General features: G+C 59.0%; 18 protein-coding genes. 4 read left to right on the plus strand and 14 right to left on the minus strand.

Translation table 11 applies throughout. The features are described from left to right. Positions 1-695 precede the first annotated feature (695 nt). Both DRW39_RS18520 and DRW39_RS18525 read right to left on the minus strand, forming a co-directional pair. Positions 696-1,829: a lycopene cyclase family protein gene (locus DRW39_RS18520; RefSeq protein ID WP_116108577.1), complete on the minus strand. Its 1,134-nt coding sequence runs from the start codon at positions 1,827-1,829 to the stop codon at positions 696-698. Next, positions 1,826-2,566: a carotenoid biosynthesis protein gene (locus tag DRW39_RS18525; protein WP_116108578.1), complete on the minus strand. Its 741-nt coding sequence runs from the start codon at positions 2,564-2,566 to the stop codon at positions 1,826-1,828. Before DRW39_RS18525 ends, DRW39_RS18520 begins: the two co-directional genes overlap by 4 nt. Positions 2,567-2,627: 61 nt before the next feature. Here DRW39_RS18525 and DRW39_RS18530 point away from each other — a divergent pair, with 61 nt between their 5' ends. Further along, positions 2,628-3,626 (plus strand): amidohydrolase family protein, encoded by a 999-nt coding sequence (locus DRW39_RS18530; protein WP_116108579.1) that lies wholly within the window; start codon positions 2,628-2,630, stop codon positions 3,624-3,626. A 790-nt stretch (positions 3,627-4,416) separates the two neighbouring features. Here the strand turns inward: DRW39_RS18530 and DRW39_RS18535 are convergent. From DRW39_RS18535 to pth, 4 genes are all read right to left on the minus strand, one after another. Next, positions 4,417-5,103, minus strand: coding sequence for a transposase (locus DRW39_RS18535; RefSeq protein WP_116108580.1), 687 nt, complete (start codon positions 5,101-5,103; stop codon positions 4,417-4,419). A gap of 456 nt (positions 5,104-5,559) precedes the next feature. Further along, positions 5,560-6,396: a phytoene/squalene synthase family protein gene (locus DRW39_RS18540; protein WP_116108581.1), complete on the minus strand. Its 837-nt coding sequence runs from the start codon at positions 6,394-6,396 to the stop codon at positions 5,560-5,562. Further along, positions 6,389-7,873 (minus strand): phytoene desaturase family protein, encoded by a 1,485-nt coding sequence (locus DRW39_RS18545; RefSeq protein WP_116108582.1) that lies wholly within the window; start codon positions 7,871-7,873, stop codon positions 6,389-6,391. Before DRW39_RS18545 ends, DRW39_RS18540 begins: the two co-directional genes overlap by 8 nt. Before the next feature lie 54 nt (positions 7,874-7,927). Beyond that, the gene (gene pth / locus DRW39_RS18550) at positions 7,928-8,476 is read right to left on the minus strand and encodes an aminoacyl-tRNA hydrolase (protein ID WP_116108583.1); all 549 of its coding nucleotides are present in this window, start codon (positions 8,474-8,476) and stop codon (positions 7,928-7,930) included. A 103-nt stretch (positions 8,477-8,579) separates the two neighbouring features. On the opposite strand from pth, the gene DRW39_RS18555 reads away from it, so the two are divergent. From DRW39_RS18555 to pyrH, 3 genes are all read left to right on the plus strand, one after another. Then, entirely contained in the window at positions 8,580-9,842 is a 1,263-nt protein-coding gene (locus DRW39_RS18555; RefSeq protein ID WP_116108584.1) for a T9SS type A sorting domain-containing protein, read from the plus strand. A 33-nt stretch (positions 9,843-9,875) separates the two neighbouring features. Next, entirely contained in the window at positions 9,876-11,009 is a 1,134-nt protein-coding gene (tgt, locus tag DRW39_RS18560) for a tRNA guanosine(34) transglycosylase Tgt (protein WP_116108585.1), read from the plus strand. 339 nt (positions 11,010-11,348) lie between these two features. Then, complete coding sequence (gene pyrH / locus DRW39_RS18565) at positions 11,349-12,065, plus strand: UMP kinase (RefSeq protein ID WP_116108586.1); 717 nt, start codon at positions 11,349-11,351, stop codon at positions 12,063-12,065. Positions 12,066-12,129: 64 nt separating this feature from the next. Here pyrH and DRW39_RS18570 read toward each other — a convergent pair whose 3' ends face one another. The 8 genes from DRW39_RS18570 to DRW39_RS18605 form a co-directional block, all read right to left on the minus strand. Beyond that, the gene (locus DRW39_RS18570; RefSeq protein WP_116108587.1) at positions 12,130-14,391 is read right to left on the minus strand and encodes a PKD domain-containing protein; all 2,262 of its coding nucleotides are present in this window, start codon (positions 14,389-14,391) and stop codon (positions 12,130-12,132) included. Positions 14,392-14,479: 88 nt separating this feature from the next. Next, positions 14,480-16,060: an aldehyde dehydrogenase (NADP(+)) gene (locus DRW39_RS18575; RefSeq protein ID WP_116108588.1), complete on the minus strand. Its 1,581-nt coding sequence runs from the start codon at positions 16,058-16,060 to the stop codon at positions 14,480-14,482. Beyond that, positions 16,057-16,887: a fumarylacetoacetate hydrolase family protein gene (locus DRW39_RS18580; protein WP_116108589.1), complete on the minus strand. Its 831-nt coding sequence runs from the start codon at positions 16,885-16,887 to the stop codon at positions 16,057-16,059. The genes DRW39_RS18575 and DRW39_RS18580 overlap by 4 nt, the downstream gene beginning before the upstream one ends. A 12-nt stretch (positions 16,888-16,899) precedes the next feature. Beyond that, a complete protein-coding gene (locus DRW39_RS18585; protein WP_116108590.1) occupies positions 16,900-18,252 on the minus strand; it encodes a GntP family permease in 1,353 nt (450 codons plus the stop codon). A 6-nt stretch (positions 18,253-18,258) separates the two neighbouring features. After that, positions 18,259-19,983, minus strand: coding sequence for an IlvD/Edd family dehydratase (locus tag DRW39_RS18590; protein ID WP_116108591.1), 1,725 nt, complete (start codon positions 19,981-19,983; stop codon positions 18,259-18,261). A 49-nt stretch (positions 19,984-20,032) separates the two neighbouring features. After that, a complete protein-coding gene (locus DRW39_RS18595) occupies positions 20,033-21,190 on the minus strand; it encodes an endo-1,4-beta-xylanase (RefSeq protein WP_198664941.1) in 1,158 nt (385 codons plus the stop codon). Between the two features lie 51 nt (positions 21,191-21,241). Next, positions 21,242-22,456, minus strand: coding sequence for a serine hydrolase (locus DRW39_RS18600; RefSeq protein WP_116108592.1), 1,215 nt, complete (start codon positions 22,454-22,456; stop codon positions 21,242-21,244). Positions 22,457-22,685: 229 nt separating this feature from the next. After that, on the minus strand, positions 22,686-24,362 hold the full coding sequence (locus DRW39_RS18605) for a glycoside hydrolase family 43 protein (RefSeq protein WP_198664942.1): 1,677 nt from the start codon (positions 24,360-24,362) through the stop codon (positions 22,686-22,688). Positions 24,363-24,408 lie beyond the last annotated feature (46 nt).

The following is a 24,408-nucleotide window of genomic DNA, read 5'->3' on the forward strand; positions in this document are numbered from 1 at the left end:
AGGGCCATAGTCACAAATCCAGTGTCGCAAACCTTCCTCGAAAAGAAGATCCGGTCGCATTCGTTAATTCTACGGCGTTGAACCTCGCCTGCCATTGATGTCAAAGATCGTGGCGCCGGCAGGTCACCTAAGACCCTCGTTTCAGTCGCATCAGCCCCCTATGGGCCCACGCTGAAACACCAGCTTTTTTCTTCATTTGTTCGCCTTGCTTCCAAAGCGGCTGCAAAAGTACAGCAAGTTTTTTAACTGTGCAAGTGATGTAGAAAATTTCTTTTCAAATCATCCGCCCGCCTAGTCCATCTCCCACCGCTCGTTCGCGGGGGCCGCAAAGGTACGATCAATGATCGCGCCCCTGCAAGTCTTTTGAAAGATTTTTTTCAATTCCTTTTGAGGCGAAGCTTCCGTCGCGCTGAGGCCGTTGCCGCATGCGCCTAGAGACGAAAAAGAAACCAAAAAAGGGGAGCACGCCAATTCGACAAGGACTTGCCAGTGTTGGGGCGCAGGATTGTAAACGCCCCACCCTAGTGATGGTTTAACGCTCTCTCATTTTTTTTGAAATTCTACTTCTAGCCTGGAAAACAGTGCGCCCATAAGCCCTTTAGCATCCTAGGGTAATTGTGTGAAATAGGAATTTACCCCCCTTTACTGCATAGGGCTTTTATCCTGCGCTCCGCCGCAAAAATTGTTTAGGGCTATCAGCGAATTAGCTCCCGGGCGAAGGTGGAAGCAAAGGGTGCGATGGGAACCGTAGACATGAGCCGTAGCTCCTGTATCAAGTTGGTCTCCCCATTAAGGAAAGCCAGTACGCGATCTGCGGGATTGTCCCGGAACAAGTTGACGAACACCCGATCTCCGGGAAGCACCTCATTCTGCAGGAGCCGCAGCAAGGTCGCATCATATAGTATGTGGCGCTCCGGCCAGGGGGAGAGATCGGGCAGGCGGGGATAGGCCTCCGCGATCTGCATCATCTTCCGCTGTACATTATAGAAGGTATAGCCGGTGGAGGGACGGGCGTCTCCCCCGCCCAGACCGATATGAATGAGCTTCCCTTCCCGCCTGGGAAAAGAATAGGTGGTCATCGGGATGTTCCCCGCTTCCGTATGCTCGATGCGGTACCGGCCTTCGGTCCAATGGCGAGCGATGTATTCTTTGAGTAGGCGGTCGTACGTTTCCGTCTGTAGATGCTGGTTGCTGAAAATAGCAATCTCTACCACCGCCCGGCGCCTGGAAAAGGGAAGGACATAGAAGAAGCGAGTTTCCCCGTGCTGCGGCGTACGGAAGTCCATCAGGCTGGCCACGACCGGATCGAAGGTGTCCTCCTCGGTTTCCACGTACCAGCCGCGGAAGTGCTGATCTAGGTAGGGCGCTTTCACCTCCCGGTGATCGAGCGGGTGCGGCAGACTGCTGAAGGCCTGCCTGGCGTATACCGTTTCGCCTTCTACGGTAAGCTGCACACCCTCGCTTGTATTTCGAATGTCGGTGGCGCGGGCGTAGCGCCGATCAAGGCCGGGAACTTTCGAAAGTGCCGCCTGGGTCTTAGCATAGAAATCCGCGCTACGGATCAGCTTATAGGTGTAGGCACCCAGGTCGCACGATAAGTCGGTATCCGTATTGTGAAGGGTCACGCGGTTCCACCGCTGGCGTACGATGTCGTCGAAAGGCCCCTGGCCCATTTCCCAGAACGACCAGGTCCGGTCATTGCCTCCCTTGCGCTCCGGATCTACCAGCAATACGCGTTGGTTGGTAAGCTTGCCGGCTTCATGCAGATGATAGAGCAAGCTGAGTCCGGCCAGCCCCCCGCCGATGATGGCCAGGTCGTACTGTTTCATAGGGCCAGGTTAAGGACGATGAAGAAGAATAGCTGAGCGAAGAGGTATACCGGCAGGAGCGGGCTCCGGTACCGTATCCGCAGCCACTGCAGGGGAAGGGAGATGATAAAGGCCACCACGGCCCACATGAGGTAATTCTGTAGCGGAATGATGTTATCCGCCCACTGCCAATAGTCCAGGCTGATGGCGACCGGTTCGATGGCTACGTCGTACAGGGCGATGATGACGCTCGCCAACAGGGCGGTGCGTAGCGGTCCGTCGACTATTCTCGCCGCCAGGTCATTCGTGGCCAGCGTTAGCGCGCACCAGTTGAGCGCGATAACGAAGGGGACACCCAGCCACTGCCACCACATCGTAGCCCCGTAAACGTACTCTCCGAATATGGCGCCCGTGGCGACTCCGATGGCTTCGGTCGCGAAGGTGAATAGGTAGGCCAGTAATAGCCAGATCCATAATCGGCTATCCCGATTGCGCTGGTAAAGGCTGAAGATCAACAAGCCGTTTAGGACGAGCAGCAAGCCGTCCGTCGTATACCGGGTGACGGGCAAGACGGCCGGCAGGGTGTGCGCCAGTGCGCCGGAAGCGAAAGCGAATACGAGGAAGTAGGCCAGGTAACGCTCGGAAGGCGTTAAGCCTCGACGGGCGGGAGTGGCGGTGGAAGATGCTGTTTGCGGCAAGTCGTCCTGTTTTAAGGATACGGTATAGACGTTGTAGTCTATAAATGGTTGGGTAGGCATCAGCCCTGCATGAATATGGAACGAATTACCTTTTTGCCGAATACAGCAATCCATACCTATTATGCAGTTCAACCGCTTTTTATTCACTCTGGCTTTTGGCTGGCTGGCTATTGCCCTCCCCGGGCAAGATAATTCAGTGACGCGTCCGCCGATTATCGACATCCATGTACACGCCCTGCCGGTTAGCCCTGCTTTTACCAGTGCGCTATGTCCCTGGTTCCTGACGGACATGCCCGGCGGCGACCCCAACGATCCGGCGCCGGCCTTCTTTACCGACGACTGTGATGATCCCCTGCCAGCTGCCGCCAATGACGAAGTGATGCAGGAGGAAGTCCTGCGGCGCATCCGGGAAATGAATATGACGATGGTCGCCTTCGGGGCACCGACCATCCTGCATAAGTGGTATGATGACGCTCCGGCGGGGCGCATTATTCCGGGGATCGGCATCGACCCGAATATGCCGGTCGACAATTTTAGGGATTCGCTAAGCAGTGGCTTTTATAAGGTTGTCGCCGAGGTGGCGCCTCAGTACCAGGGTTTGTCTCCGAGCGACTCCATCTTTACCCCCTACTTCGCCGTAGCGGAAGAACTCAACATCCCGGTAGGGATACACATGGGAACGGGCGGTAACGGCGTGGCTAATTTGACTAGTCCTAATTACCGTGCTTCGCTGGGTAATCCGCTCCTGCTCGAGGAGATGCTGGCCCGGCACCCGAAGCTCAAAATATGGGTCATGCACGCCGGCTACCCACTGGTAGACGAACTGATCGCCCTGATGGGGGCACACGCCTACGTCTATCTGGATATTTCCGGCTTTATCTGGAGCTATCCGCTGGCGGAAGTCAATTACGTGATTGAAAAACTGGTGCGTGCCGGATTCGGGAAGCGCATCATGTATGGTACCGATTTTCTGTTCTGGCCCCGCATGTTTGAGACTTCCATCGGGGTGATCGAAGATGCGGACTATCTCTCCGAAGAGCGGAAGCGGGATATTCTCTTTCATAATGCCGCTCGCTTCTTCCGGATGGAGGGCGGGGATTTTGACTGGCCGGAGGAGTAGGAGTGGTTTGGGTGGCGGGGTGCGGGGCTTCGCCGGATGGTCGTGTGGGATATGGCTTTGGAAAGGAAGGGTGCCTGGAGCTGGAGCTACAGGACCCTGTGCGGGGTGGAGGAGCTCCAGATCCGCTGAAAAATATGATGGGACCTAGCCTTGGAAAGGAATACTGCCTGGAGCTGGAGCTCCAGGACCCCGTGTGGGGTGGAGGAGCTCCAGCTCCGCCGAAAAGTATGACGGGACTTGGCCGTGGGAAGGAAATGTGCCTGGAGCTGGAGCTCCAGGACCCTGTGCGGGGTGGAGGAGCTCCAGCTCCGCCGAAAAGTATGACGGGATCTGGCCGTGGAAAGGAATGCTGCCTGGAGCTGGAGCTCCAGGATCCTGTGTGGGGTGGAGGAGCTCCAGCTCCGCCGAAATGCACGACGGGACTTGCCATTGGAAAGGAAATGTGCCTGGAGCTGGAGCTCCAGGACCCTGTGCGGGGTGGAGGAGCTCCAGCTCCGACGAAATGCACGACGGGACTTGGCCGGGGAAAGAAATGCTGCCTGGAGCTGGAGCTCCAGGACCCTGTGCGGGGTGGAGAAGCTCCAGCTCCGCCGAAATGCACGACGGGACTTGCCATTGGAAAGGAAATGTGCCTGGAGCTGGAGCTCCAGGACCCTGTGCGGGGTGGAGGAGCTCCAGCTCTGCCGAAATGCACGACGGGGCTTGGCCGTGGGAAGGAAATGTGCCTGGAGCTAGAGTTCCAAGACCCTGATCGGGGTAGACAAACTCCTGTAGATCCAGCCAGCCCCCCTCAATCTACCCTACCCGTAAACATCGGCAGGTATTCAGGATGGATATATGTGTGTGGCCACTCTTCCCAGTCCTTTACGAGCCCAGCCTTCACGGGGTTGTTAACGACGTACCACATGACCCGCATAAACTTCCCCTGCCTGATGCGACGGTCGAAATAATCCTTTTCCCAGAAAGGCTTTCCGGTAGTACTTAAAATTCGATTGGCCAACCTGGCAGTAAAGCTTTTGTGCGATTGCAGCAGCTTGGAAGACTTGAGCACATCTACGTGTGGCGGTGCCTCGATCACTGCGTGTACATGGTTGCCCATAACGCAGACGCCGTAGACCACGACTTTTCGTTGCTGTGCCAATTCCAGCCAGGACTGCATAACAAGATCCGCGATATCTTCCTTCTGCAAATAAAGTGGACCGCTAACGGCCCCGTCCAGGAGATCGTCCACAGCTAATTCGTAGCGAGCATTTATTTGGCCGGCGTATCTATTAAACTCTCGATTATATACCTCGGGTGGTAAACCGATGAGTTTGGCTCGAATAGTGTCCAAGTTGCGTTGGCGTTGCTTTTGCAGCCTCTCCAATTCGCAAGAGGGTACGCTGCCGTGTAAGCGGTAGTTGATGTGTACCGGACAATGGCGAATATCGTCGTGGGGAATTTTGCCGTTTGCTACGTCAGTTGCCATGGGTTGCATGGCATTAAATTACACTATTTGTTTCTTATTCAAAAATATTAAACAGTTTTTACAATGGTTTCTTCCCCTCCTACTCGTATATACTTTACTTGTGATAGGTGACCTCCACCAGCGTAGACATTGATTTAGTCTGACTGAACAGTCGGTCACTTATTTAACGAACCGGCGGAAGCGTGGAGTTGTGGAACTTAGTCATGGAAGGCCAATACGCCTGGAGCTGGAGCTCCAAGGACCCTGTGCGGGGTGGAGGAGCTCCAGCTCCGCCGAAATGCACGACGGGACTTGCCATTGGAAAGGAAATGTGCCTGGAGCTGGAGCTCCAGGACCCTGATTGGGGTGGATAAGTTCCAGCTCCGCCGAAATGCACGACGGGGCTTGGCCGTGGGAAAGGAATGCTGCCTGGAACTGGAGCTCCAGGACCCTGATCGGGGTGGAAGAATTCCACAACCCCGGAGACTACAGCAGATTAAACCGGTGCTTAACCGCTGAGCTGGCCAGTAAATATACCTTGCGCGTATCCGCTACCCGGATGCGGCGCTCGGTGACGTGGCGAGCGGGGGAGCTGCGGATCTTTTGGAAAAGCTTGGTGTAATAGACGTAAGCCAGATAGACACCAAGGCGGGCACTGGCCGGCAATTGTTTGATGCCGATGTAGGCGTGGTCGAAGTCGGCTTTAATGTCCGCTTCGATGGAGGCTTTGATGTCGTTGTCGAATTTATTGTAGTCGACGCCGGGGAAGTAGACCCGGCCGCGATCGTGGTAATCCGAACGAATGTCGCGTAGGAAGTTGATCTTTTGGAAGGCGGCACCAAGCGAGCAGGCGGAGGCTTTGAGCCGTTCGTACTCTTCCGTGTCCCCATCTACGAAAACTTTGAGGCACATCAGCCCGACGACCTCGGCTGAGCCGTAGATGTACTCCTTGTATAAGGAGGGGTCGTACCGCGTATTATCGAGGTCCATTTCCATGCTATCCAGAAAGGGATCGATCAGGTCACGGCCAATATCGTAGCGGTGGGCTACTTCCTGAAAAGCCTGCAGGATAGGATTGAGGCTAATACCCGCCTCCAACGCGTGATAGGTATCATCCCGAAAGCGCTGAAATAGGGCCTGTTTATCCTTATGGTGAAAGGTATCCACGATCTCATCGGCAAAACGGACGAATCCGTATATACCATAGATCGGCGCACGCAGCGGCTTATCGAAAACCCGGATCCCCATGCTGAAGCTGGTGCTGTAGCGGCGGGTAACGAGGGAAGCACATTCCCGACAAACTTGGTGGTACAGGTTAAGCATGGGCGGGCTGGGCTCTGAGGATATCCCGGGCGGCAACCTGACCGGAGATGATGCTGGGTGGCATGCCGGGACCCGGGGTGGTCAATTGACCGGCATACCAAAGGTTTTTGAGTTTTTTGCTGCGCAGCTTTGGCTTTAGGAAGGCAGTCTGCGTGAGGGTGTTGGCCAGACCGTAGGCATTGCCACGGAAGGCATTGTAGTCTTCTCGGAACTCCCGGTGGGCATAGCCCCGGCGATACACGACGTGCGGGCGGATGTCGAAACCGATACGTTGCTGCAGGCGATCGCACATGAGGTTCCAGTAATGTTCCCGGCGTTGGGGATTATCGCCGAGGTCGGGCGCCAGGGGAAGGAGAAAGAACATATTTTCGAAACCCTCCGGAGCAACCGTAGGATCGGTGACCGAGGGAGAACAGACGTAAAATAGGGGATCTTCCGGCCACGTAGGTTCCTCGTAGATCTCGTGGGCATGCCGGTTGAAGTCGGCATCGAAGAAGAGCGTATGGTGATGCAGCCCCGGCACCTTGCGGTTCAGCCCGACATAGAAGAGTAAGCTGGAAGGGGCCATAGTACGTTTGGACCAGTAGTCTTCTGTGTAGACGCGGTCAGCAGGTTCCAGGATCTGCTGCTCAAAGTGATGGTAATCGGCAGCGCAAACGAGCACGTCGGTAGGATAACGGTTGCCATCCTCCGTAATGACTTCGGTGACTTCACCACCGGTGGTGATGACCTGCGTTACCGCAGCGCCCGATACGATCTCCACGCCCTGCTCCCGCGCCACGGCCGCCATCCCCTCGATGATTTTGTGCATGCCGCCCAGCGGATACCAGGTACCCAACTCCAGATCGGCGTAATTCATCAGGCTATACAGGGCGGGGGTGTTGGCCGGGGTGGCCCCCAGAAACAAAACCGGAAACTCCAGCAACTGAATCAGCTGCGGATGTTTGAACAGCTTCCGGACGTAGGATGCCATGTCGGTCAGCATCTGCAAGCGGAAGGCGGATTTAAGTACACGCAGGTCCGCAAAATCGAGAATGCTGTGACCGGGCTTATGGACGAATTCGCTAATCCCGACCCGGTATTTATATTCCGCTTCCTCCAGAAATTTCCGCAGGTTGGCGGAGCTGCCTGGCTCGAGCCGCTCGAAAAGTTCAAAGAGCTCTGCCGTTGAAGCGGGCACTTCCACCCGATCCTCTACTCCAAATACTACTTCATAGCTCGGATCGAGGCGGACCAGTTCGTAATAGTCGCTGGCCTTGCGCCCGAAGGCATTGAAGAACTGCTCGAAAATTTCCGGCATCCAGTACCAGCTCGGACCCATATCGAAGGTGAAGCCTTCCGCCTCAAACTGGCGGGCCCGGCCGCCAAGGCCGGGATTCTTCTCCAGCAACCGCACCCGGTAGCCCGCCTTAGCCAGATAGGCGGCAGCGGAAAGGCCGGCAAAACCGGCCCCAATAATGGTGGCAGTAGACTTCAAGCAGTGTTGTGGTTAGTGTCCTGTATGGGCGTAACACCGGATTACCGGAACGGTTTATCGGTTGTAAGCGCTCATCGTATTTGCCAAGCCATGGGCGCAAAAGCTCAGACAGGCAGCCGCTGCGTCTTCCACCAGCTTTGGAAGGGCATCGAGCTCTTCCGGCTTCCATTCGCTGAGAACGTAGTCGGCCTGCTGGCCCGGGTGAAAATCCTTGCCGATCCCGACACGGAGACGGGCATAATTATTCCCCCCAGTCATCTGATCGATGTCCTTCAGACCATTGTGACCGGCATCGCTGCCCTTGCCGCGCAGGCGCAGGCGTCCGAAGTCGAGGTGGAGGTCGTCCATGACCACCAGCAGCCTTTCCTTAGGGATCTTTTCGGCCTGCAGCCAGTAGCGGACCGCTTTCCCACTCAGATTCATGAAGGTATTCGGCTTGAGCAGGATCAGTTGCTTGCCACGGTGGCGAATGCGCGCCACGTCACCGAGATTTTCAGTTTTCCAGTCATCCGTCAGGTCTTCCAGCACCCGGAAGCCGACGTTGTGGCGGGTATCTTCGTATTTGGGGCCGGGGTTGCCGAGGCCAGCGATGAGGAACTTCATGGGGGCAAAGGTAAGCGGACATCGTCGGTGCGGCCGTTGCCTTTTCAGTTCAAGATTGGGTGGCTTAGGTTGTTTTTGACTCTCTCACCTAAAAAACCCCACCGTGAAAACTATCCGATACGGCTCGACCGCCCTCTTTCTACTGGCTTGCCTCCCACTGTTCGGTCAGTGGTTGCCGACAAATTTTCCGTCCGAATATCGTGTGACCGAGCTGAACGTATCCGGCCGCCGGATTATAGCCAACCTTGGTGGCGCGGTCTTCGTATCAACGGACGGCGGGCAGACCACCGAATGGATCACGGAGGGTGACGGCCTTCCTTTCGCTCCTTACGCTTTGGTTACGGATTCTGCTCTGTTTGTGACCGCCAGCGATTACAACATCTACCGTACGACCGACTGGGGAGAAAACTGGCAAGCCGCAACCTTTGATCCCGCGCCCGCTTCCCTTACTCACTTCAGTGATTTATTTACCAATCGCGCCGGGGATAAGTTCGCCGTCAATGACCGGGGGCAGCTTTACCGCTCCGCGGATGGCCTCCACTGGAAGGAAGTCATCATCGAAGGTCCGGACCTCAATACCGACCAGTTTTTGCTTTCCGGAATTGCCCTAGGGAATGATACGCTACTGCTCGGCCTGGCGGGAGGGGTCTTTCGCTCCGGCGACGATGGCTTGACCTGGACCTACCGGGAATTTTCCGAACGTGGATTACAGGTTCATCGCCTGGATACCACCCTACAGGGGGCTCTGTACGCCGCTACCACCGGATCCGGAGTGTACCGGTCGCTGGATGGCGGTGTGGACTGGGAGCCGCTAAACAACGGTTTGCCCGACCAGCGAAGAAACATCTTGGACATGGAGATCGTCGACGGTAACGATGTATACATCACCAACAATATTGACAGGGATGACCCTGGAAACCTGTACCGGTACAATACGACAGAAGAACGGTGGGAGAAGCTGTGCGCTAACGAAGAGGCGGAATTTGTCTTCGATCAGTTGGTTAGCGACGAAACACATCTGTACGCTAGCATCTCGGACAATAAGGGTATTTGGAAGCGCCCCCTGGTTGAGCTCACGGGGTCCGAATGCTCTATTACCTCCACTACGTCGATAGCTTCGGTACAGGCCTTACGATTTTATCCTAATCCGGTCCGTGAGCAAGTTATCATCGACCGTGATTTTTCCGGCATGAAAATAGCTTACTCGATCCTCAATGCCTTCGGAAGGGAAGTAAAAAACGGCCACCGGCAGCCCACCGACGAACGGATGCAAATCGATCTGCGGCAACTCCCTGCCGGGCCCTACTTCCTTTCCTTGCTCACGGGAGAGGGTGATCGTTACACTGCTCGACTCCTGAAACAGTAGTGATCGGGGCGAAGCTTCCTACCTTCGCGCCCCATGCAGTTTTCGCTCCTCCATACCGATCAGCCGTCAGCCGCCCGCGCCGGCGAGCTCATCACCGACCACGGTACCATCCAGACCCCAATATTCATGCCGGTGGGCACCTTAGGGACCGTAAAGGGCGTCCACCAAAGCGAGCTGAAGGAACAGGTCAAGGCCCAGATCATCCTCGGCAACACCTACCACCTGTACCTGCGCCCCGGCACCGAGATCCTCGAAGCCGCCGGTGGCCTGCACCGCTTCATGCAGTGGGAGGGACCCATCCTTACCGATAGCGGCGGCTACCAGGTGTTCAGCCTGGCCCATCGCCGCAAGATCACCGAGGAGGGCGCCACCTTCGCCAGCCACATCGACGGGAGCAAGCACCTCTTCAGCCCCGAGAGCAGCCTCGCCATCCAACGCAGCATCGGGGCGGATATCGTCATGGCTTTCGACGAGTGCCCCCCCTACCCTTCTACCCGCCGGTACACCGAGGACAGTATGCACCTCACCCACCGCTGGCTCGAGCGTTGCGTGACCTTCATGCGGGAAAGCCAGCCGAAGTACGGCCATTCCCAGGCCCTCTTCCCCATTGTTCAGGGCGGCAGCTTCGACGATCTGCGCAAACAGTCCTGTGAGTTCATCGCCTCCCAGGACCAGCCCGGCAATGCCATCGGCGGCCTCTCCGTTGGAGAGCCTATTCCGGATATGTACCGCATCACCCAACTGTGCTGCGATATCCTACCCAAAGACAAGCCCCGCTACCTCATGGGCGTCGGAACCCCCGCTAACATCCTGGAGTGCATCGCCCGCGGTGTTGACATGTTCGACTGCGTCCTTCCCAGCCGCAACGCCCGCCACGGCATGCTCTACACCCGCGACGGCATCATCAACATCAAGAACGCGAAGTGGAAGAACGACCACTCCCCCATCGATGCCCGCCCCGACGCCGCCCCGACCTCCCAGGTACACAGCAAGGCCTACCTCTGCCACCTCATCCGCTGTGGCGAATTACTGGCCGGCCAGATCGCCACCCTGCACAACTTGGCCTTTTACCTTTCCCTGGTCCGCGAGGCCCGCGAGCGCATTATCGATGGCAGCTTCCTCGGCTGGAAAGACGAGTTGGTACCCCAGCTCGAGCGGCGTCTCTAGAAGAGCCGTAGGCTCGTCTATTAGCCAGGAGCGCAGCGATCTGTCGTCTACCAGGGCTGAAAGCCCGTCTACCAGCGGGAAGCGTTAGCGACCCCGCGTCTACCAGGGCCAGAGGCCCGTCTACTAGTCAGGAGCGCAGCGATCTGGCGTCTACCAGGGCTGAAAGCCCGTCTACCAGCGGGAAGCGTCAGCAACCCCGCGTCTACCAGGGCCAGAGGCCCGTCTACTAGTCAGGAGCGCAGCGATCTGGCGTCTACTAACAACCGAAGGCCCGTCTACCAGCAAGAAGCGAAGCGACCTTGCGTCTATTACCTACCTTTGCCAAAATCCCGAACCATCATGGCCCTAAAATACCGTCGCATCATGCTCAAACTGTCCGGTGAGACCCTGATGGGCGACCAGCAGTACGGCATCGATCCGAAAATGCTCACCTACTACACCAAGCAGATCAAGGAACTGATCGACATCGGCGTAGAAGTGGCGGTAGTCATCGGTGGCGGCAATATTTTCCGGGGGCTATCCGCCGCGGAATCCGGGGTAGAGCGCACGCAGGGCGACTATATGGGCATGCTCGCCACGGTCATCAACGGCATGGCGCTCCAGAGCATGATGGAAACCCACGGGGTCTTCACCCGCCTGGTTTCCGCCATCGAAATGCAGCAGATCGCCGAGCCGTACATCCGCCGGCGCGCCATTCGCCACCTGGAGAAAGGACGGGTCGTCATCTTTAGTGCCGGTACCGGCAACCCTTACTTCACCACGGACAGCGCCGCCGCCCTACGCGCCAATGAGATCGGTGCCGACGTGATCCTGAAGGGAACCCGGGTAGACGGCATCTATACCGCCGATCCCGAAAAAGACCCCAGCGCCACGCGCTACGACAAGATCTCCTTCCGGGACGTGATGAATAAAAACCTGCGGGTCATGGACCAGGCCGCCTTCGCCCTCTGCGCGGAGAACGATCTGCCCATCATCGTTTTCGACATCAACGAACCCAGCAACCTGCGCAAGATCATGTTCGGCGAGAAGGTGGGCACGCTCGTGACCAATGTCTAGGTAAAAAGAGCGTCCGCTGATATCCCAGGATACCAGCGGACGCTCCTCAAACAACAGGCTTCCCTTACCGGTCTACCCGCAATTTAGCGGTACCGATTCCGGCCGTTCCGCGGGTCAGGACGATGTACGTACCCACCCGCAGATCGGGGGTTACCGTCGTGCGGTAAGTCGGTTCACTGTAGCGCTCCCGCCAGACTTCGCGGCCGTCGATCGACATGATCCGGAGATCGGTAAAGGACCGGGGACTCTCCACCGTGAAAGCGGCACTTGTCGGATTGGGGAACAGCCCGATCGTTTCTGCCCGTGGTTCGCGGGCCAGGCCGGTGGATTCGCACAATGCGGAAGGCTCTCCCATATCCGTCGGTGGCGTTGTGCCGGGGCTCAGATAAAACTTATCCAGCAGGGCGCCATCTTCGCGGAAGACTACGGAAAGGGTGTGCATACCGCTGTCCAGGTAAAAGGTGACCGGGTTAGCCGGATCCCCGTCGTGGACGTCGTCCCAGGCCCAGTCGGGGCCACCGGTGATGCTGTTCCACAAGATCCAGTCGCCGTCATCCATCCGGATCCAGAAGGAATCGTCGTTCGCGGAGGGTGCGGTCACCCGTCCAAACAGGGTATAGCTGGTGGAATCCATTACGCTAAAGGACATGACGATCTGATCGTCCGCCTCCTCGGACGCCGCTTCCAGAATTTCCACGCCCGTTGCCGTAGCCGCGTACTTGCCATTGGAGGCCGTTTCATCTTCCGTGATCACCCAGTTCGCGCCCACCGTACCGCACTCGACGTCCAGCCAGACGCCCGGGTCTACGTAGTCCGCGCTCCGCTGGATCGTCACGGCCAGGGTATCCGTGGTCCGGGCACCGTCATTATCCGTTACCGCCAGTACGAATTCGTACGTCCCCGGTGCCAGTGCGACGGAGTCCATAGCCTCCGCGGAGACCTGCTCGCCGGCGAGCGACCAGTTGTAACCTGCGATCGTTCCGTCACCATCCGTACTGCCATTCGCGTCGAGGTGTACCATGACGGCCAGGGTGTTCAGACTGTCGGTCAACGTCTGGTCGCTACCGGCCTCCGCGACCGGTGGCACGTTATCGACGGCTCCGGAGTTGCCCGTGTAGGTAGTGAATGTCATGATGCTGGCGGCCGGCAGGCTCACGGCGAGGGCGCCGTCCGTCGTCGGATAAGTACCCAGCGGCTCCAGATTGCGGGTAGTGTCCGTAACGTAGCCGGTCAGCTCGCTGTAGGCGGACGTACCCAGATTCAGATCCAGGCTCAAGGCATTCCCGCTGGGATTTACGGCCACGATCACCATGGTCGTATCGGTTTTGTAGGCGGTAATATCCGCTCCGGTGGAGTGGGCAACGTCAACCCGCACGGCACCCGGCCGGATGAATTTGGAGAAGTGGCTCATGACGTAGCCGCGCTTGGAGATATTTCCGTCGTCCTGGATCAGGCCGTAGAAGCGACGTATGTACCACCAGATGTAGGCGTTGAAGTTTGCCTGCATCGTTCCCGATATTTCGGTACCCACGCCCAGCGCATTGGGCCAGGCGTTGGCGTCGGTGTTGCTGTCCGTGTAATGCTCGGTCATCCATACCTCCTTCCCCTTTTCCCGGGCCAGGGGGTAATCCCGGATCGTAGCGCCGTAGAGGTGACCGCCCACGATGTCCAGGTTTTGTTCCGCTACCGGATCGTTGAGGATCGGATCGGTATAGGCGTGATTAAAGCCCAGGGCTTCGGAAGCTACTAGGTTGATTCCCTCAAATTTGTCGCCCTGCTCCTTAACGAAGGTAAGCAACTGTTCGGGCGACCAGTCGCAGGATTCGTAGGTGGCCCCGGACCAGTCCGGTTCGTTCTGCACCGAGATGGCATGCAGGGGAGCTCCGTTCATCTCCATGAAGTCGGCGAAGCCCATCAGGTGTTCGGCGTAATCGTCGTAGTACTCCGGCAGGAGTTCGCCACGGACGATATCGTTGTTGGTCTTCATATTGACCGGTGGAGACCAGGGGCTGGCCAGAATGATCGCTCCGAGATTGTGGGCCTGTCGAGCAACCGGTACCTGTAACTCGTAGATGCCGGAATCCGATGGGGCCTTGATCCGGAGGATAGTCAGCCCCATCTGCCCGGGTTCGTTACCGAAGGCCTTGTCGACCAAGGAAGAGTCGAGGTTGGCGATCCAGTCGGGCATATTGACGCCCCCGAAGCCGGTGATGGTTTGGTGTTCCGTAGTGGGGTCTACAATCACTTGCTGGGCGGAGACCACACTCGGCAGTAGGAGGCACCAGCAGATGGCCCCCAGAAACTGGCGGGAAAAAATAAAAGTCATTTTCACAATTAATCGACTTAAGTAGGTAACGCCGGAACCGCAGCACCAGGAAGCTGTGGCCCGACAAATGGGTAAAAGGCAAATCAGATTAGGGAACCTGGCGGACGCCGTCGATCATTCGGTGGATGGACAGCGGGTTCTTTTCCCGCAGCGCGGGCGGCAATAATTGGTCGGGAAAATTCTGAAAACAAACCGGGCGGGCAAAGCGCAGGATGGCCCGGGTACCCACCGAAGTGGTCCGGCTATCCGTTGTAGCGGGAAACGGCCCGCCGTGTACCATCGAGTGACATACTTCGACGCCCGTAGGGAAATTGTTGATGATCAGGCGGCCGGCTTTCTGCTCCAGGATCGTGATGAGATCACGGTGTTGCTCCAGGTCTTCCGGAGTACCGAAGAGCGTAACGGTGAGGTGGCCACCCAGGCGACGGGCACTTTCCAGCAGTTGCTCCCGCGATCCGCCGCTAAGCAGCACGCTGGAGGGACCGAAAACCTCTTCCTCCAGGTCCGTATCCGCCAGGTAGCGATCGATCGAGGCAGCAAATAAACGGGCCTGTCCGGTATATCCGCCGTTGCCGGTCGCGCCCTCGCCGACCAACTCGACCCGGTCGGCCCCGCGCAGGCGATCGACGCCGCTTTCATAGGCATCGCGGATGCGTTCGTTGAGCATGACGGCTGCATCCACGCCCCTGAACTCCGTGGCAACGGCCTGGGTAAAGGCGTCCGTGTCTCCGTTAGGCGGCAGGAATACCAGCCCGGGGTTCGTGCAGAACTGCCCTACGCCGAGGGTGACGGACTGGGTCAGCCCCTTGGCGATTTCCTGCCCGCGCTCCCGCAGGGCATTCGGCAGAATGAATACCGGATTGGAACTTCCCATTTCGGCGTATACCGGGATAGGTTGCTTCCGTTCGTTGGCCGCCCGGAACAGCGCGGTCCCTCCGCCATAGGAGCCCGTAAAGCCGACCGCCTGAATGGCCGGGTGCTTAACCAGCCACATCCCGCTATCGTGGTCGTCTCCCTGAATCAGGGAGAACACACCGGCGGGTAACTCGGCTTTCTGAACAGCGCTGTTAATGGCCGTAGCGATCAGCTCGCAGGTACCGGGGTGACTGGGATGCCCCTTCGCCACCACCGGGCAGCCGGCGGCCAGGGCGGAGGCGGTATCCCCGCCGGCAACCGAGAAGGCCAGGGGAAAGTTACTGGCGCCGAATACCGCCACCGGTCCTAATGGTCGCAACATCGACCGGACGTCCGGTTTCGGGAGGGGTTCCCGGTCGGGGTTCGCGCGGTCGATGCGGGCGTCCACCCAGGAACCCTCCTCCACCACGTCGGCGAAGAGGCGCAACTGGTTGACGGTCCGCCCCCGCTCGCCCTGGATGCGACCGGCCGGAAGACCCGACTCCGCGCAGCAGCGCTCAACTAGGGTATCGCCCAGCGCCATAATTTCTTCGGCGACGGAGCGCAGGAAATTAGCTCGTTGCGCAGGGGTCGTGTCGCGGAACGCTCCGAAGGCATTGCCAGCGGCACGGGCGGCACAGTCTACCTCGCTTTCCGTAGCGGCGTAAAAGTCGGTAGCCAATTTTTCTCCGTTAGCGGGGTTGATGCCGCGGAAGGTGCGGGATCCGGCGGCAGTGGCTTCGCCGGCGATGTATTGTTTTCCTGTCAGGGTCATTGTACGATATTTATCAGGGTTCCGATGGGTTCGATGGTGATGCGGATCTCGTCTTCGCTCTGGAGCGTGAAATCCGGACCGGGCACGATACCCGTCCCCGTCATCAGCAAGCAGCCGGCGGGGAAAGTGCACTCGCGGAAGAGGTATTCGACCAGTTCCGGCGGCTTACGCTTCATCTGGCCGAGGGTAGTTTCCCCGGAGAAGGCGGCTTGCCCGCCCCGCAGCACCTGCATGGAGATCCTGGTATCGGGCGGCAAGGGGTCTTCCGTTACAAGCACACACGGACCCAAGCCCGCACAGGCGTCATATGTTTTCGCCTGCGGCAGGTAAAGTGGGTTTTCCCCCTCTATACTTCGCGAACTCATGTCGTTGCCGATGGTGTAACCGACGATCTTGCCCGAGGCGGTAATGACCAGCGTGAGTTCGGGTTCGGGCACGTCCCAGGTGCTGTCCCGGCGGATACGCACCTTCCCCCCGCTTCCCACGGTGCGGGCCGACGTCGCCTTGAAAAAGAGTTCCGGCCGGTCAGCCGCGTACACCCGCTCGTAAAAGGTGCCGCCCCCGGCCTTTTCCGATTCCTCCTGGCGGGCGAGCTTGCTGTTGAAGTAGGTTACGCCGCTGGCCCAGACTTCCTGCGCGCCATAGGCTACGCTCAGCGGATCGCTGTTCTTTACCTGCGCTCCGCCGCCCTCTTCACCGTCCGCTATGGCGGTCAACTTGTCGAATAGGTCGTCATCGTTCAAAAAGGTGTCCCACTGGGCATCGATGGGGTAAAATTTTCCCTCCCGTTCCAGGATGATGCCGTCCGCCGTGCGATAGAGTTTCATAGCTTGCATTGTTTAAACCGCAATTAGGTAGACCAGGAATAAGGTGACCGCCGCGGTCAGGCCGAGCACCAGCGACGAAAGTGTCATAAAGCGATAGCCCATCTTCACGTCCATGCCCGACAGTCGGGTGACCACCCAGAAGAAGCTATCGTTTGCGTGAGAGACCACCGCCGAACCCGCGCCGATCGCTACGACCACCAGGGCCCGGCTGAGCCCCTCGGTGAAGCCCAGATCGGGCAGCATGGGAGCCATGATCGAGGCGGTCGTGATGAGCGCTACGGTAGAGGAGCCCTGCGCCGATTTGATCGCCGCGGCCAGGATGAAGGGGAGCCAGATATTCAGCCGCAGGCCCGCCAGGGCGTCGCCCAAAACAACGGCAATGCCCGAATCCCGCAGAATTTGTCCGAAGACCCCGCCCGCCCCCGTGATGAGCAAAATGGAAGCGGCACCGGTCAGGGCCTTTCCGATCCAGCCGTCGGTGGAGAACATCTCCTTGCCCAGCCGGCGGGGCAGCAGCAGGCACAATAGGCAGCCGATCGTCAGCGCGATAAAGGGTTCACCGAGGAAGAAAACGATGCGGGGGGCCAGCGGCAGTGCCCCGTACCCATCCACTTCGTAGCCACCGAAGGCCGCCAGCATGGAGCGGGTCACGATCAGTATGATGGGTACGAAAATGGGGACCGAAGAAAGCAAGGCGCCCGGCGCGTCCTTCAGCCGGTCGTCGATGTCGGCCCGCGAAAGGTCCGGGTCCGGGTCGATGTAGGTCGTCGCCACGAAGCGGTGGATGAACAGTAAGCACACCCCGAGTGAAATCAGGCTAACCGGAATGCCCAGGAGTAGCACCATGCCCAGGTCCGCTTCCAGGTAGTAAGCGGCCGCGATCGGTCCCGGCGTTGGTGGCACCATGGTATGGGCGGCCATCAGGCCCATAGCCAGGGCGATGGCGGTACCGGCCAGCGAGAGCCCCGCCTTCTTGGACAGGCTCCGGTTCAGCGGTGCCAGCAGCATGAATCCGCTATCGGCGAAAACCGGGATCGACACCACCCAGCCGATGAGGCCCATCGAGAGGGTGATGCGCTTCTTACCGGCAAGCCGCAATACGCGATCCGCCAGCGCGTAGGCCGCGCCGGTATTTTCCAGGAATATTCCGATGATGACGCCCAGAATGATGATCAGCCCGATACCGCCCAGCGTATTACCGAAACCCGCGTTCACCGAGGCCACCACCGCGTCGAGGGGCATTCCCGCCAGTATCCCGTAGCCGATCGCCACCAGCATGAGGGCAACGAAGGGATGCACGTCCAGGCGCGCGGTCAGTAAAATGATCGCGGCAACGCTGAGCAGCAGGAGCAGGACGGTCAGCATAGCGGATTAGTGTAAGTCGCGGTCGACGGTGGACCCGGACTTTCCGGTCAGGATGTCCAGGTCGGCCCCCAGTTCCGCCTGCTCGACGTGATCGAGGTAGATGCGGACGTAGCCGCGGGTGGCGCGGAGTTCCGGCGGCGTCCACTCGGCCTTTCTACGGGCCAGTTCCTCGTCGCTAATCTCCAACTGGAGCAGGCGCTTTTCCACGTCCAGCGTGATCAGGTCGCCGTTCTCCACGATTGCCAGCGTACCGCCGACGGAAGACTCCGGAGAGACGTGCAGCACTACCGTACCGTAGGCCGTGCCGCTCATGCGCCCGTCGGAGATGCGGACCATATCCTTGACGCCCTGCTTGAGGATTTTCTCCGGCAGGTCGACGTTGCCCACCTCGGGCATGCCGGGATAGCCTTTGGGGCCGACGCCCTTCAGGACGATGACGCAGTCGGGGTCGATGTCCAGGTCGGGGTCGTCGATGCGGGCGTGGTAGTCTTCCATGCTCTCGAAGACCACCGCCCGCCCCGTGTGCTTCATCAGGTGAGGGGTGGCGGCGCTCGGCTTGATGACGGCCCCGTTCTCGCAGAGGTTCCCCTTCAGCACGGCGATGCCGGCGTTCGTTTGCAGCGGCGCGTCGCGGCCTACGATCACGCCTTCGTTGTAGCACTTCGCGTCCTGGTAATTGGCATCCAGCGATTGGCCGCTGGCCGTGATGACGTCGCGGTGCAGCAGATCGCCCAGCTCCTTCATGACGACGCCGAGGCCGCCAGCGTAATAGAAATCTTCCATCAGGAACTTCCCGGAAGGCATCAGGTTAACCAGCAGCGGGACCCCGCTTCCGAGGTGATCGAAATCGTCGAGCGTGAGTTCCACCCCTATCCGGCGGGCGATCGCGGTGAGGTGGATGATCAGGTTGGTACTGCCCCCCACGGCCGCGTTGGTCACGATGGCGTTCTCGAAGGCCTTGCGGGTGAGGATCTTCGACATGGTCAGGTCTTCCTTCACCATGTCGACGATGCGGCGGCCCGAGAGCTGCTGCATGACCCGTTTGCGCGAGTCGGCGGCGGGGATGGAGGCGATGCCGGGCAGGGTCAGGCCCAGCGCCTCGCTCATGACGGCCATGGTGGAAGCGGTGCCCATCGTGTTACAGTGCCCGATACTGCGGGCGGCGCAGATCTCGGCTTCGCGCATGTCGTCGGCGCCGAAGTTCTCGTTGGTCTGCTTTTCCTTGATCATCCAGTTGAAGGAACCGGAACCGATCGTCTCGCCGCGGAAACGCCCGTTGAGCATGGGGCCGCCGGGCACCACGATGGTGGGTAGGTCCACGCTACACGCGCCCATAATGGTCGAGGGGGTGGTCTTATCGCAGCCGGTCAGGAGCACCACCCCGTCCAGGGGGTTGGCCCGGATGGACTCTTCGGTGTCCATGCTCGCCAGGTTGCGGAAGAGCATGGTCGTGGGGCGCATGATGGTTTCCCCCAGCGACATGACCGGAAACTCCAACGGGAAGCCGCCGGCCTCGATGACGCCGCGTTTCACGCGCTCGGCCACTTCGCGGAGATGGCCGTTGCAGGGGGTCAGGTCCGACCAGGTATTACAGATCCCGATGACCGGCCGGCCACGGAAGTAATCGTCCGGGTAGCCCTGGTTGCGCATCCAGGAGCGGTGGACGAAGCCCATTTTGTCGTTTCCTCCGAACCATTCCTGGCTGCGGAGCCCTTTCTTGTCTTCTTGCATAATCGATTTCAATATAGCTAAGTGGCCGCGGGGCCGAACAGGAAATAAATCAGTCCTCCTCCGTCGGGATGGCCAACAGGGTCTCGACGAGCGGCTTTGGCGTCAGATCGCGGTTGTAGGGCAGCACGTAGTTCGTCCGGTTCGGAATGGGGTAATCGTTCTTCCAGGACATATCGTCGTGTACCCCCCAGAAAGTGACGCGGTCGATCTTGTCCCGCTTGCGGTAGAAGATCTCGAAGAGCTCCCGGTAGCGGTCGGTGAGCTGTTGTTGTACCTCGTCGGGCAGGCCGTCCGCGTAGGGGTCGAGGTATTCCTTGAATTCCTCCAGCTGGAACTGGGGGTGCATCATGCCGGTGCCGATAATTTGTCCCTCGCGGGTCAGCGGCAGCACGTCCACGTCCAGCTCGGTGATCATCACCTTTACCCCCAGGGAGGCAAAGGAGTCAATGGCCGCCTCGATGTATTCGTTCTTCGGGAAGTTCAGCCCCCAGTGTCCCTGGATGCCGATGCCGTCGACACGGATGCCGGCTTCCTGTAGCATCCGGACCATCCGGACGATGCCGTCGCGCTTGGTTGGTCGCCAGGCGTTGAAGTCGTTGTAGTATAGTTCGGTACCCGGGGCGTACTGCTCGGCGTAGCGGAAAGCCAGTTTAACCAGGGTATCGCCGTTGCCGATCCCCTCTACCCAGGTGGTGGGGCGGTAGGAGCCGTCGTTATCGACCACTTCGTTGACCACGTCCCAGGCATCGACCTTTCCGGCGTAGCGTCCGGCGACCGCCTCGATGTGAGAGCGGAGCCGTTCGGCCTGCTCCCCGGGGCTGTTGGGCTCGCCGGCTTCGTTGGTGAAGAACCACTCCGGCGTCTGGTTGTGCCAGATCAGGGTGTGCCCTACGAGGAACATATCGTTCGCCTTCCCGAATTCGATGAACTCGTCGGCCGGGGCCCAGTTGTACTCGCCCGGCTCGGGGTTGATCAGCGCGGCCTTCATGACGTTCTCCACCGTGACGGCGTTGAATTGCTCGCGGATGATGCGCGCCACCGCCGAGTCCCGGCCGGAGGTAATGCCGGGGTTGACGGCCGTCCCCACCTGGAACGCGCCCTCGTAGGCGGAACGCAAACTCGACTTCGGGGATGAGGTCTCTACCTGCGCTCCGGCGCAAAAAGAGAAAAGAATCAGTAGGGGTGTGAGAAAACGCATGTCGACCATACCGCCAAAATAGGAAAAAAGCCGCCCCAGACAATCGAATGCGTAAAAAGTCTACTTCCGCCCCCGTTCGTACGCCCAAACCGCCCGCCCCAGCCGCCCGAAGAAGGGCAGGCCGTCCCGTTCGTATTCGTAAGCGCCGTCGTTGTATATGCGGTTGGCGTTAGTATGAATGGTCCCGGCCAGGATGAATTCCACGTCGCCGTCGGTGATGTAGGCCACGTCGGTTAGATAGCCGTAGGCCCAGCCGACCTTGTTCAGGATACGGACATTGTCGGGGATGCGGACGTCCTCCTGCCGGTCGCCGTAGATCCAGAATTTGACGTAGTTATCGGGCTCGGCGTAGCGCGGCGACGAACTTTCCCGCGGACGTTGGCCCATCGCTTCCCGGAGCAGCGCGTAATCGCTCGAATCCAGCCGGAAGGGGTCGTTCGCAGCCTCGGGCACGACGATGCGCAGCAGGATATCGTGCAGGTTGCGTAGCGACAGGTAGTTTTTGTGCGTAAAGTCGAAGGCTCCGTCGATCAGCGTATCGTTGCGCGTGTAGCCTACGCCTCGCTGCTGGTCTTGCACCCGGGGGAGCGGGTCGTAGTACGGATCGTAGCGTTCACCGGTTTGGTACAGGGTCTCGTAGCCGTCGGCGAAGCGTACCGGATTAAGGCAGGCGTGGCCCTCCGTATCGAAGCCCCCCACCCCGACCCGGTGGAGGATGCGCCCGCCATCGATGCCGGCACGGTGCAGCGCATCGTTGACGTAGGTCGGGCCGAGCCACTCGAAGAGGCGGTTGTAGGCATCGTTGTCGCTCACCAAAAAGATCTTGCGGACGTACTGCTCCACGCTGGGCAGGCCGGTAATACTGCTCGTATCGGCGGAGACGGATGTTTGCGGCGCAGCGCAGGTAGAAACCCCTTTCCCGTGAAACATGGGCGTTCCTTCGTCCAGACCTCTCACCCCCAGTTCGTGGAGCCGTTGGAGGGCCAGGGCGGCTACCGGCATCTTGACGGTGCTGGCGGGGTAGAAATACTGGGAGGAATCCGCGCCCCAGCGGTGGGTAGACAATTCAATGCGACCGTCGTCCTTTCGGTCGATGCGGGTGTAGAGCACCTGGATCTCGAAGCTGTCTACCCCGTCGATCCACCGGCTCAGGCTATCGCGGTTCTCTTCGATGATGCTTTCCAGTACGTTGGCCTGCGCCGTAAGCCGGCTTCCCGGGCGGGCAACCAATGAAAGCAGTAGCAGTAAAGTGGAAAGACAGCAGGCTTGTCGCATCGGGTGAAGCAATTGCAGGTTGATCGCCGAATGGTTATCCGACCGTCCCCAAGCTAGACTGTAATATTAGCTTTTCCAATTCAGGTATTACGGGTGATTTATTCTTCGCCCTTCGGCCGTAGGAAAGGTCCCGTTCTAAAAGAAGCATAACATAAAAAGGGTCACCGCCCCGAAATCCGGAACGGTGACCCTTCGGATGTATCCCATCCGGAAGGATGGGAGAAGCGCACTATTCGTTTACGATCTCCACGTAGTCGAATACGGCACTGTTGGAGGAGCTTTCTCCGCCCGCGGTAGCGTACAGTCCGTACATACAGCCGGTAAAGCCACCGGCGGTTTCGGTACTGAGGTACTTGGCGTCAACGCCATCCGCAAGGGACGCATAGGTTTCGCCGTCCTCGCTGTAGAGGAAGTTGTATACGTCTTCGCGTGCTTCAACCTTCAGGTGGACCCCTTCGGCGGTGTAGGGTACCTCGGCGAGTGTCTCCTGGCCGTCGCGGGTCTGCTTGATCAGTTGTAGCTGATCGGCAGTTTTATTGACGAAGTAGTAGTGGGTTTCGCTCTGCAGGATGACGACCCCGGCCTGCTCGTTGGCTGACTCCGGCTCGAAATCCAGATAGGTAGCGAAAGATCCGGTAAGGTGGGTCTGCCGCCGCAGCATCAGGGATGGGTTGTCCCGGATATCGATGGTTTCGGGGCGCAATTCCATGCTCAGGGTTCCCTCGTCCGTGTCGAGGTCGTACCATTGCTCCCGGACGTTGCGCAGGAACATCCAGCGGGCGTCCAGTGGCGCATCAAAGTCGATGCGGTAGGTGAATTCGCCGTTGAGCGGAACGGGTGACGGGCTGGTGGCACCGGTATTCGGCAGGGGGTACTCGTACTGGACGGCTTCGAAGTCGGGGTTGATGATGGGCCAGCCATCTTCGGTCCACTCCACGGGGGCCAGGAAGGTTTCCCGCCCGGTATTGAAGTAGTTTCCTTCGTACGGACGGCAGGCCAGGAAGACCGCCCACCACTCCCCGGAGGGTAGCTCCACCATATCGGCGTGGCCGACGGTGGTGATCGGGTTGGGGCGTTCCGGGTCCAGCGTACGGGCCGTGATGATCGGGTTGTTTTCGTAGGGGACGAAGTCGTCCGTCAGGTTCTTTGCCCGGAAGACCACCTCGGAGTGGTTGTAGGCGGTGCCACCTTCAGCGCACATCAGGTAGTAGTAGCCTTTGGTCTTATAGATGTGGGGGGCTTCGATCCACACCGGCTCCTGGCTGATGTCCGATCCTCCGTTTACCAGCAAGCGTTCCTCGCCGATCGGCTTAAAGGTGTCGGGGTCCAACTCGCGCATGCGGATCGTGCGGTGGCCATCGTAAAGTGGCTCGTTGTTCGGCGCGCCCAGGTTATAGACGACGTACACTTTACCGTCGTCGTCAAAGAAGAGGCTGGGATCGATGCCCCCGTTCAGCTCCGGTAACCAGATCGGTTCGGACCAGGGGCCGGCGGGGTCCTGGGTGCGGGAAACGAAATTACCGTACCCATCGATCAGGGTGCAGATAACGTAGAACCAACCGTCGTGGTGGGTGATGGCCGGCGCGAAGAAGCCGCGGGTAATGCGCTGCTCGTCGAGGTTCATCTGCTGGTTGGTGTCCAGGACGGCTCCGATCTGTTCCCAGTTGACCAAATCCTTGCTGTGCATGATGGGCAGCCCCGGAAAGTAGCCGAAGGTGGAGGTAGTCAGGTAATAATCATCCCCTACCCTACAGATGCTGGGATCAGGGTTAAATCCGGCGAGTATTGGATTCTGAAAGGTAGCGGCGGCAGGGGTCGTTCCTTCCACCTCCGCATCACCGGTCCGCTGGCAGGAAACCAGGATGGAAGCGAGGAGGCCGATTACGAATAAATAGCGGAGCATCATAGATAGAAGTTAAGGAGTGCGGCGAAGTACCGGCTGAAAAGTAGAA

Source organism: Lewinella sp. IMCC34191, assembly GCF_003390935.1.
Classification (GTDB): Bacteria; Bacteroidota; Bacteroidia; order Chitinophagales; family Saprospiraceae; genus Neolewinella.

What these genes read in the sequence shown, in the direction of transcription:
- DRW39_RS18520 (WP_116108577.1), bottom strand. Translation starts at nt 1,829, where the DNA reads ATGAAACAGTACGACCTGGCCATCATCGGCGGGGGGCTGGCCGGACTC.
- DRW39_RS18525 (WP_116108578.1), bottom strand. Translation starts at nt 2,566, where the DNA reads ATGCCTACCCAACCATTTATAGACTACAACGTCTATACCGTATCCTTA.
- DRW39_RS18530 (WP_116108579.1), top strand. Translation starts at nt 2,628, where the DNA reads ATGCAGTTCAACCGCTTTTTATTCACTCTGGCTTTTGGCTGGCTGGCT.
- DRW39_RS18535 (WP_116108580.1), bottom strand. Translation starts at nt 5,103, where the DNA reads ATGCAACCCATGGCAACTGACGTAGCAAACGGCAAAATTCCCCACGAC.
- DRW39_RS18540 (WP_116108581.1), bottom strand. Translation starts at nt 6,396, where the DNA reads ATGCTTAACCTGTACCACCAAGTTTGTCGGGAATGTGCTTCCCTCGTT.
- pth (WP_116108583.1), bottom strand. Translation starts at nt 8,476, where the DNA reads ATGAAGTTCCTCATCGCTGGCCTCGGCAACCCCGGCCCCAAATACGAA.
- tgt (WP_116108585.1), top strand. Translation starts at nt 9,876, where the DNA reads ATGCAGTTTTCGCTCCTCCATACCGATCAGCCGTCAGCCGCCCGCGCC.
- pyrH (WP_116108586.1), top strand. Translation starts at nt 11,349, where the DNA reads ATGGCCCTAAAATACCGTCGCATCATGCTCAAACTGTCCGGTGAGACC.
- DRW39_RS18570 (WP_116108587.1), bottom strand. Translation starts at nt 14,391, where the DNA reads ATGACTTTTATTTTTTCCCGCCAGTTTCTGGGGGCCATCTGCTGGTGC.
- DRW39_RS18575 (WP_116108588.1), bottom strand. Translation starts at nt 16,060, where the DNA reads ATGACCCTGACAGGAAAACAATACATCGCCGGCGAAGCCACTGCCGCC.
- DRW39_RS18580 (WP_116108589.1), bottom strand. Translation starts at nt 16,887, where the DNA reads ATGAAACTCTATCGCACGGCGGACGGCATCATCCTGGAACGGGAGGGA.
- DRW39_RS18585 (WP_116108590.1), bottom strand. Translation starts at nt 18,252, where the DNA reads ATGCTGACCGTCCTGCTCCTGCTGCTCAGCGTTGCCGCGATCATTTTA.
- DRW39_RS18590 (WP_116108591.1), bottom strand. Translation starts at nt 19,983, where the DNA reads ATGCAAGAAGACAAGAAAGGGCTCCGCAGCCAGGAATGGTTCGGAGGA.
- DRW39_RS18595 (WP_198664941.1), bottom strand. Translation starts at nt 21,190, where the DNA reads ATGGTCGACATGCGTTTTCTCACACCCCTACTGATTCTTTTCTCTTTT.
- DRW39_RS18600 (WP_116108592.1), bottom strand. Translation starts at nt 22,456, where the DNA reads ATGCGACAAGCCTGCTGTCTTTCCACTTTACTGCTACTGCTTTCATTG.
- DRW39_RS18605 (WP_198664942.1), bottom strand. Translation starts at nt 24,362, where the DNA reads ATGATGCTCCGCTATTTATTCGTAATCGGCCTCCTCGCTTCCATCCTG.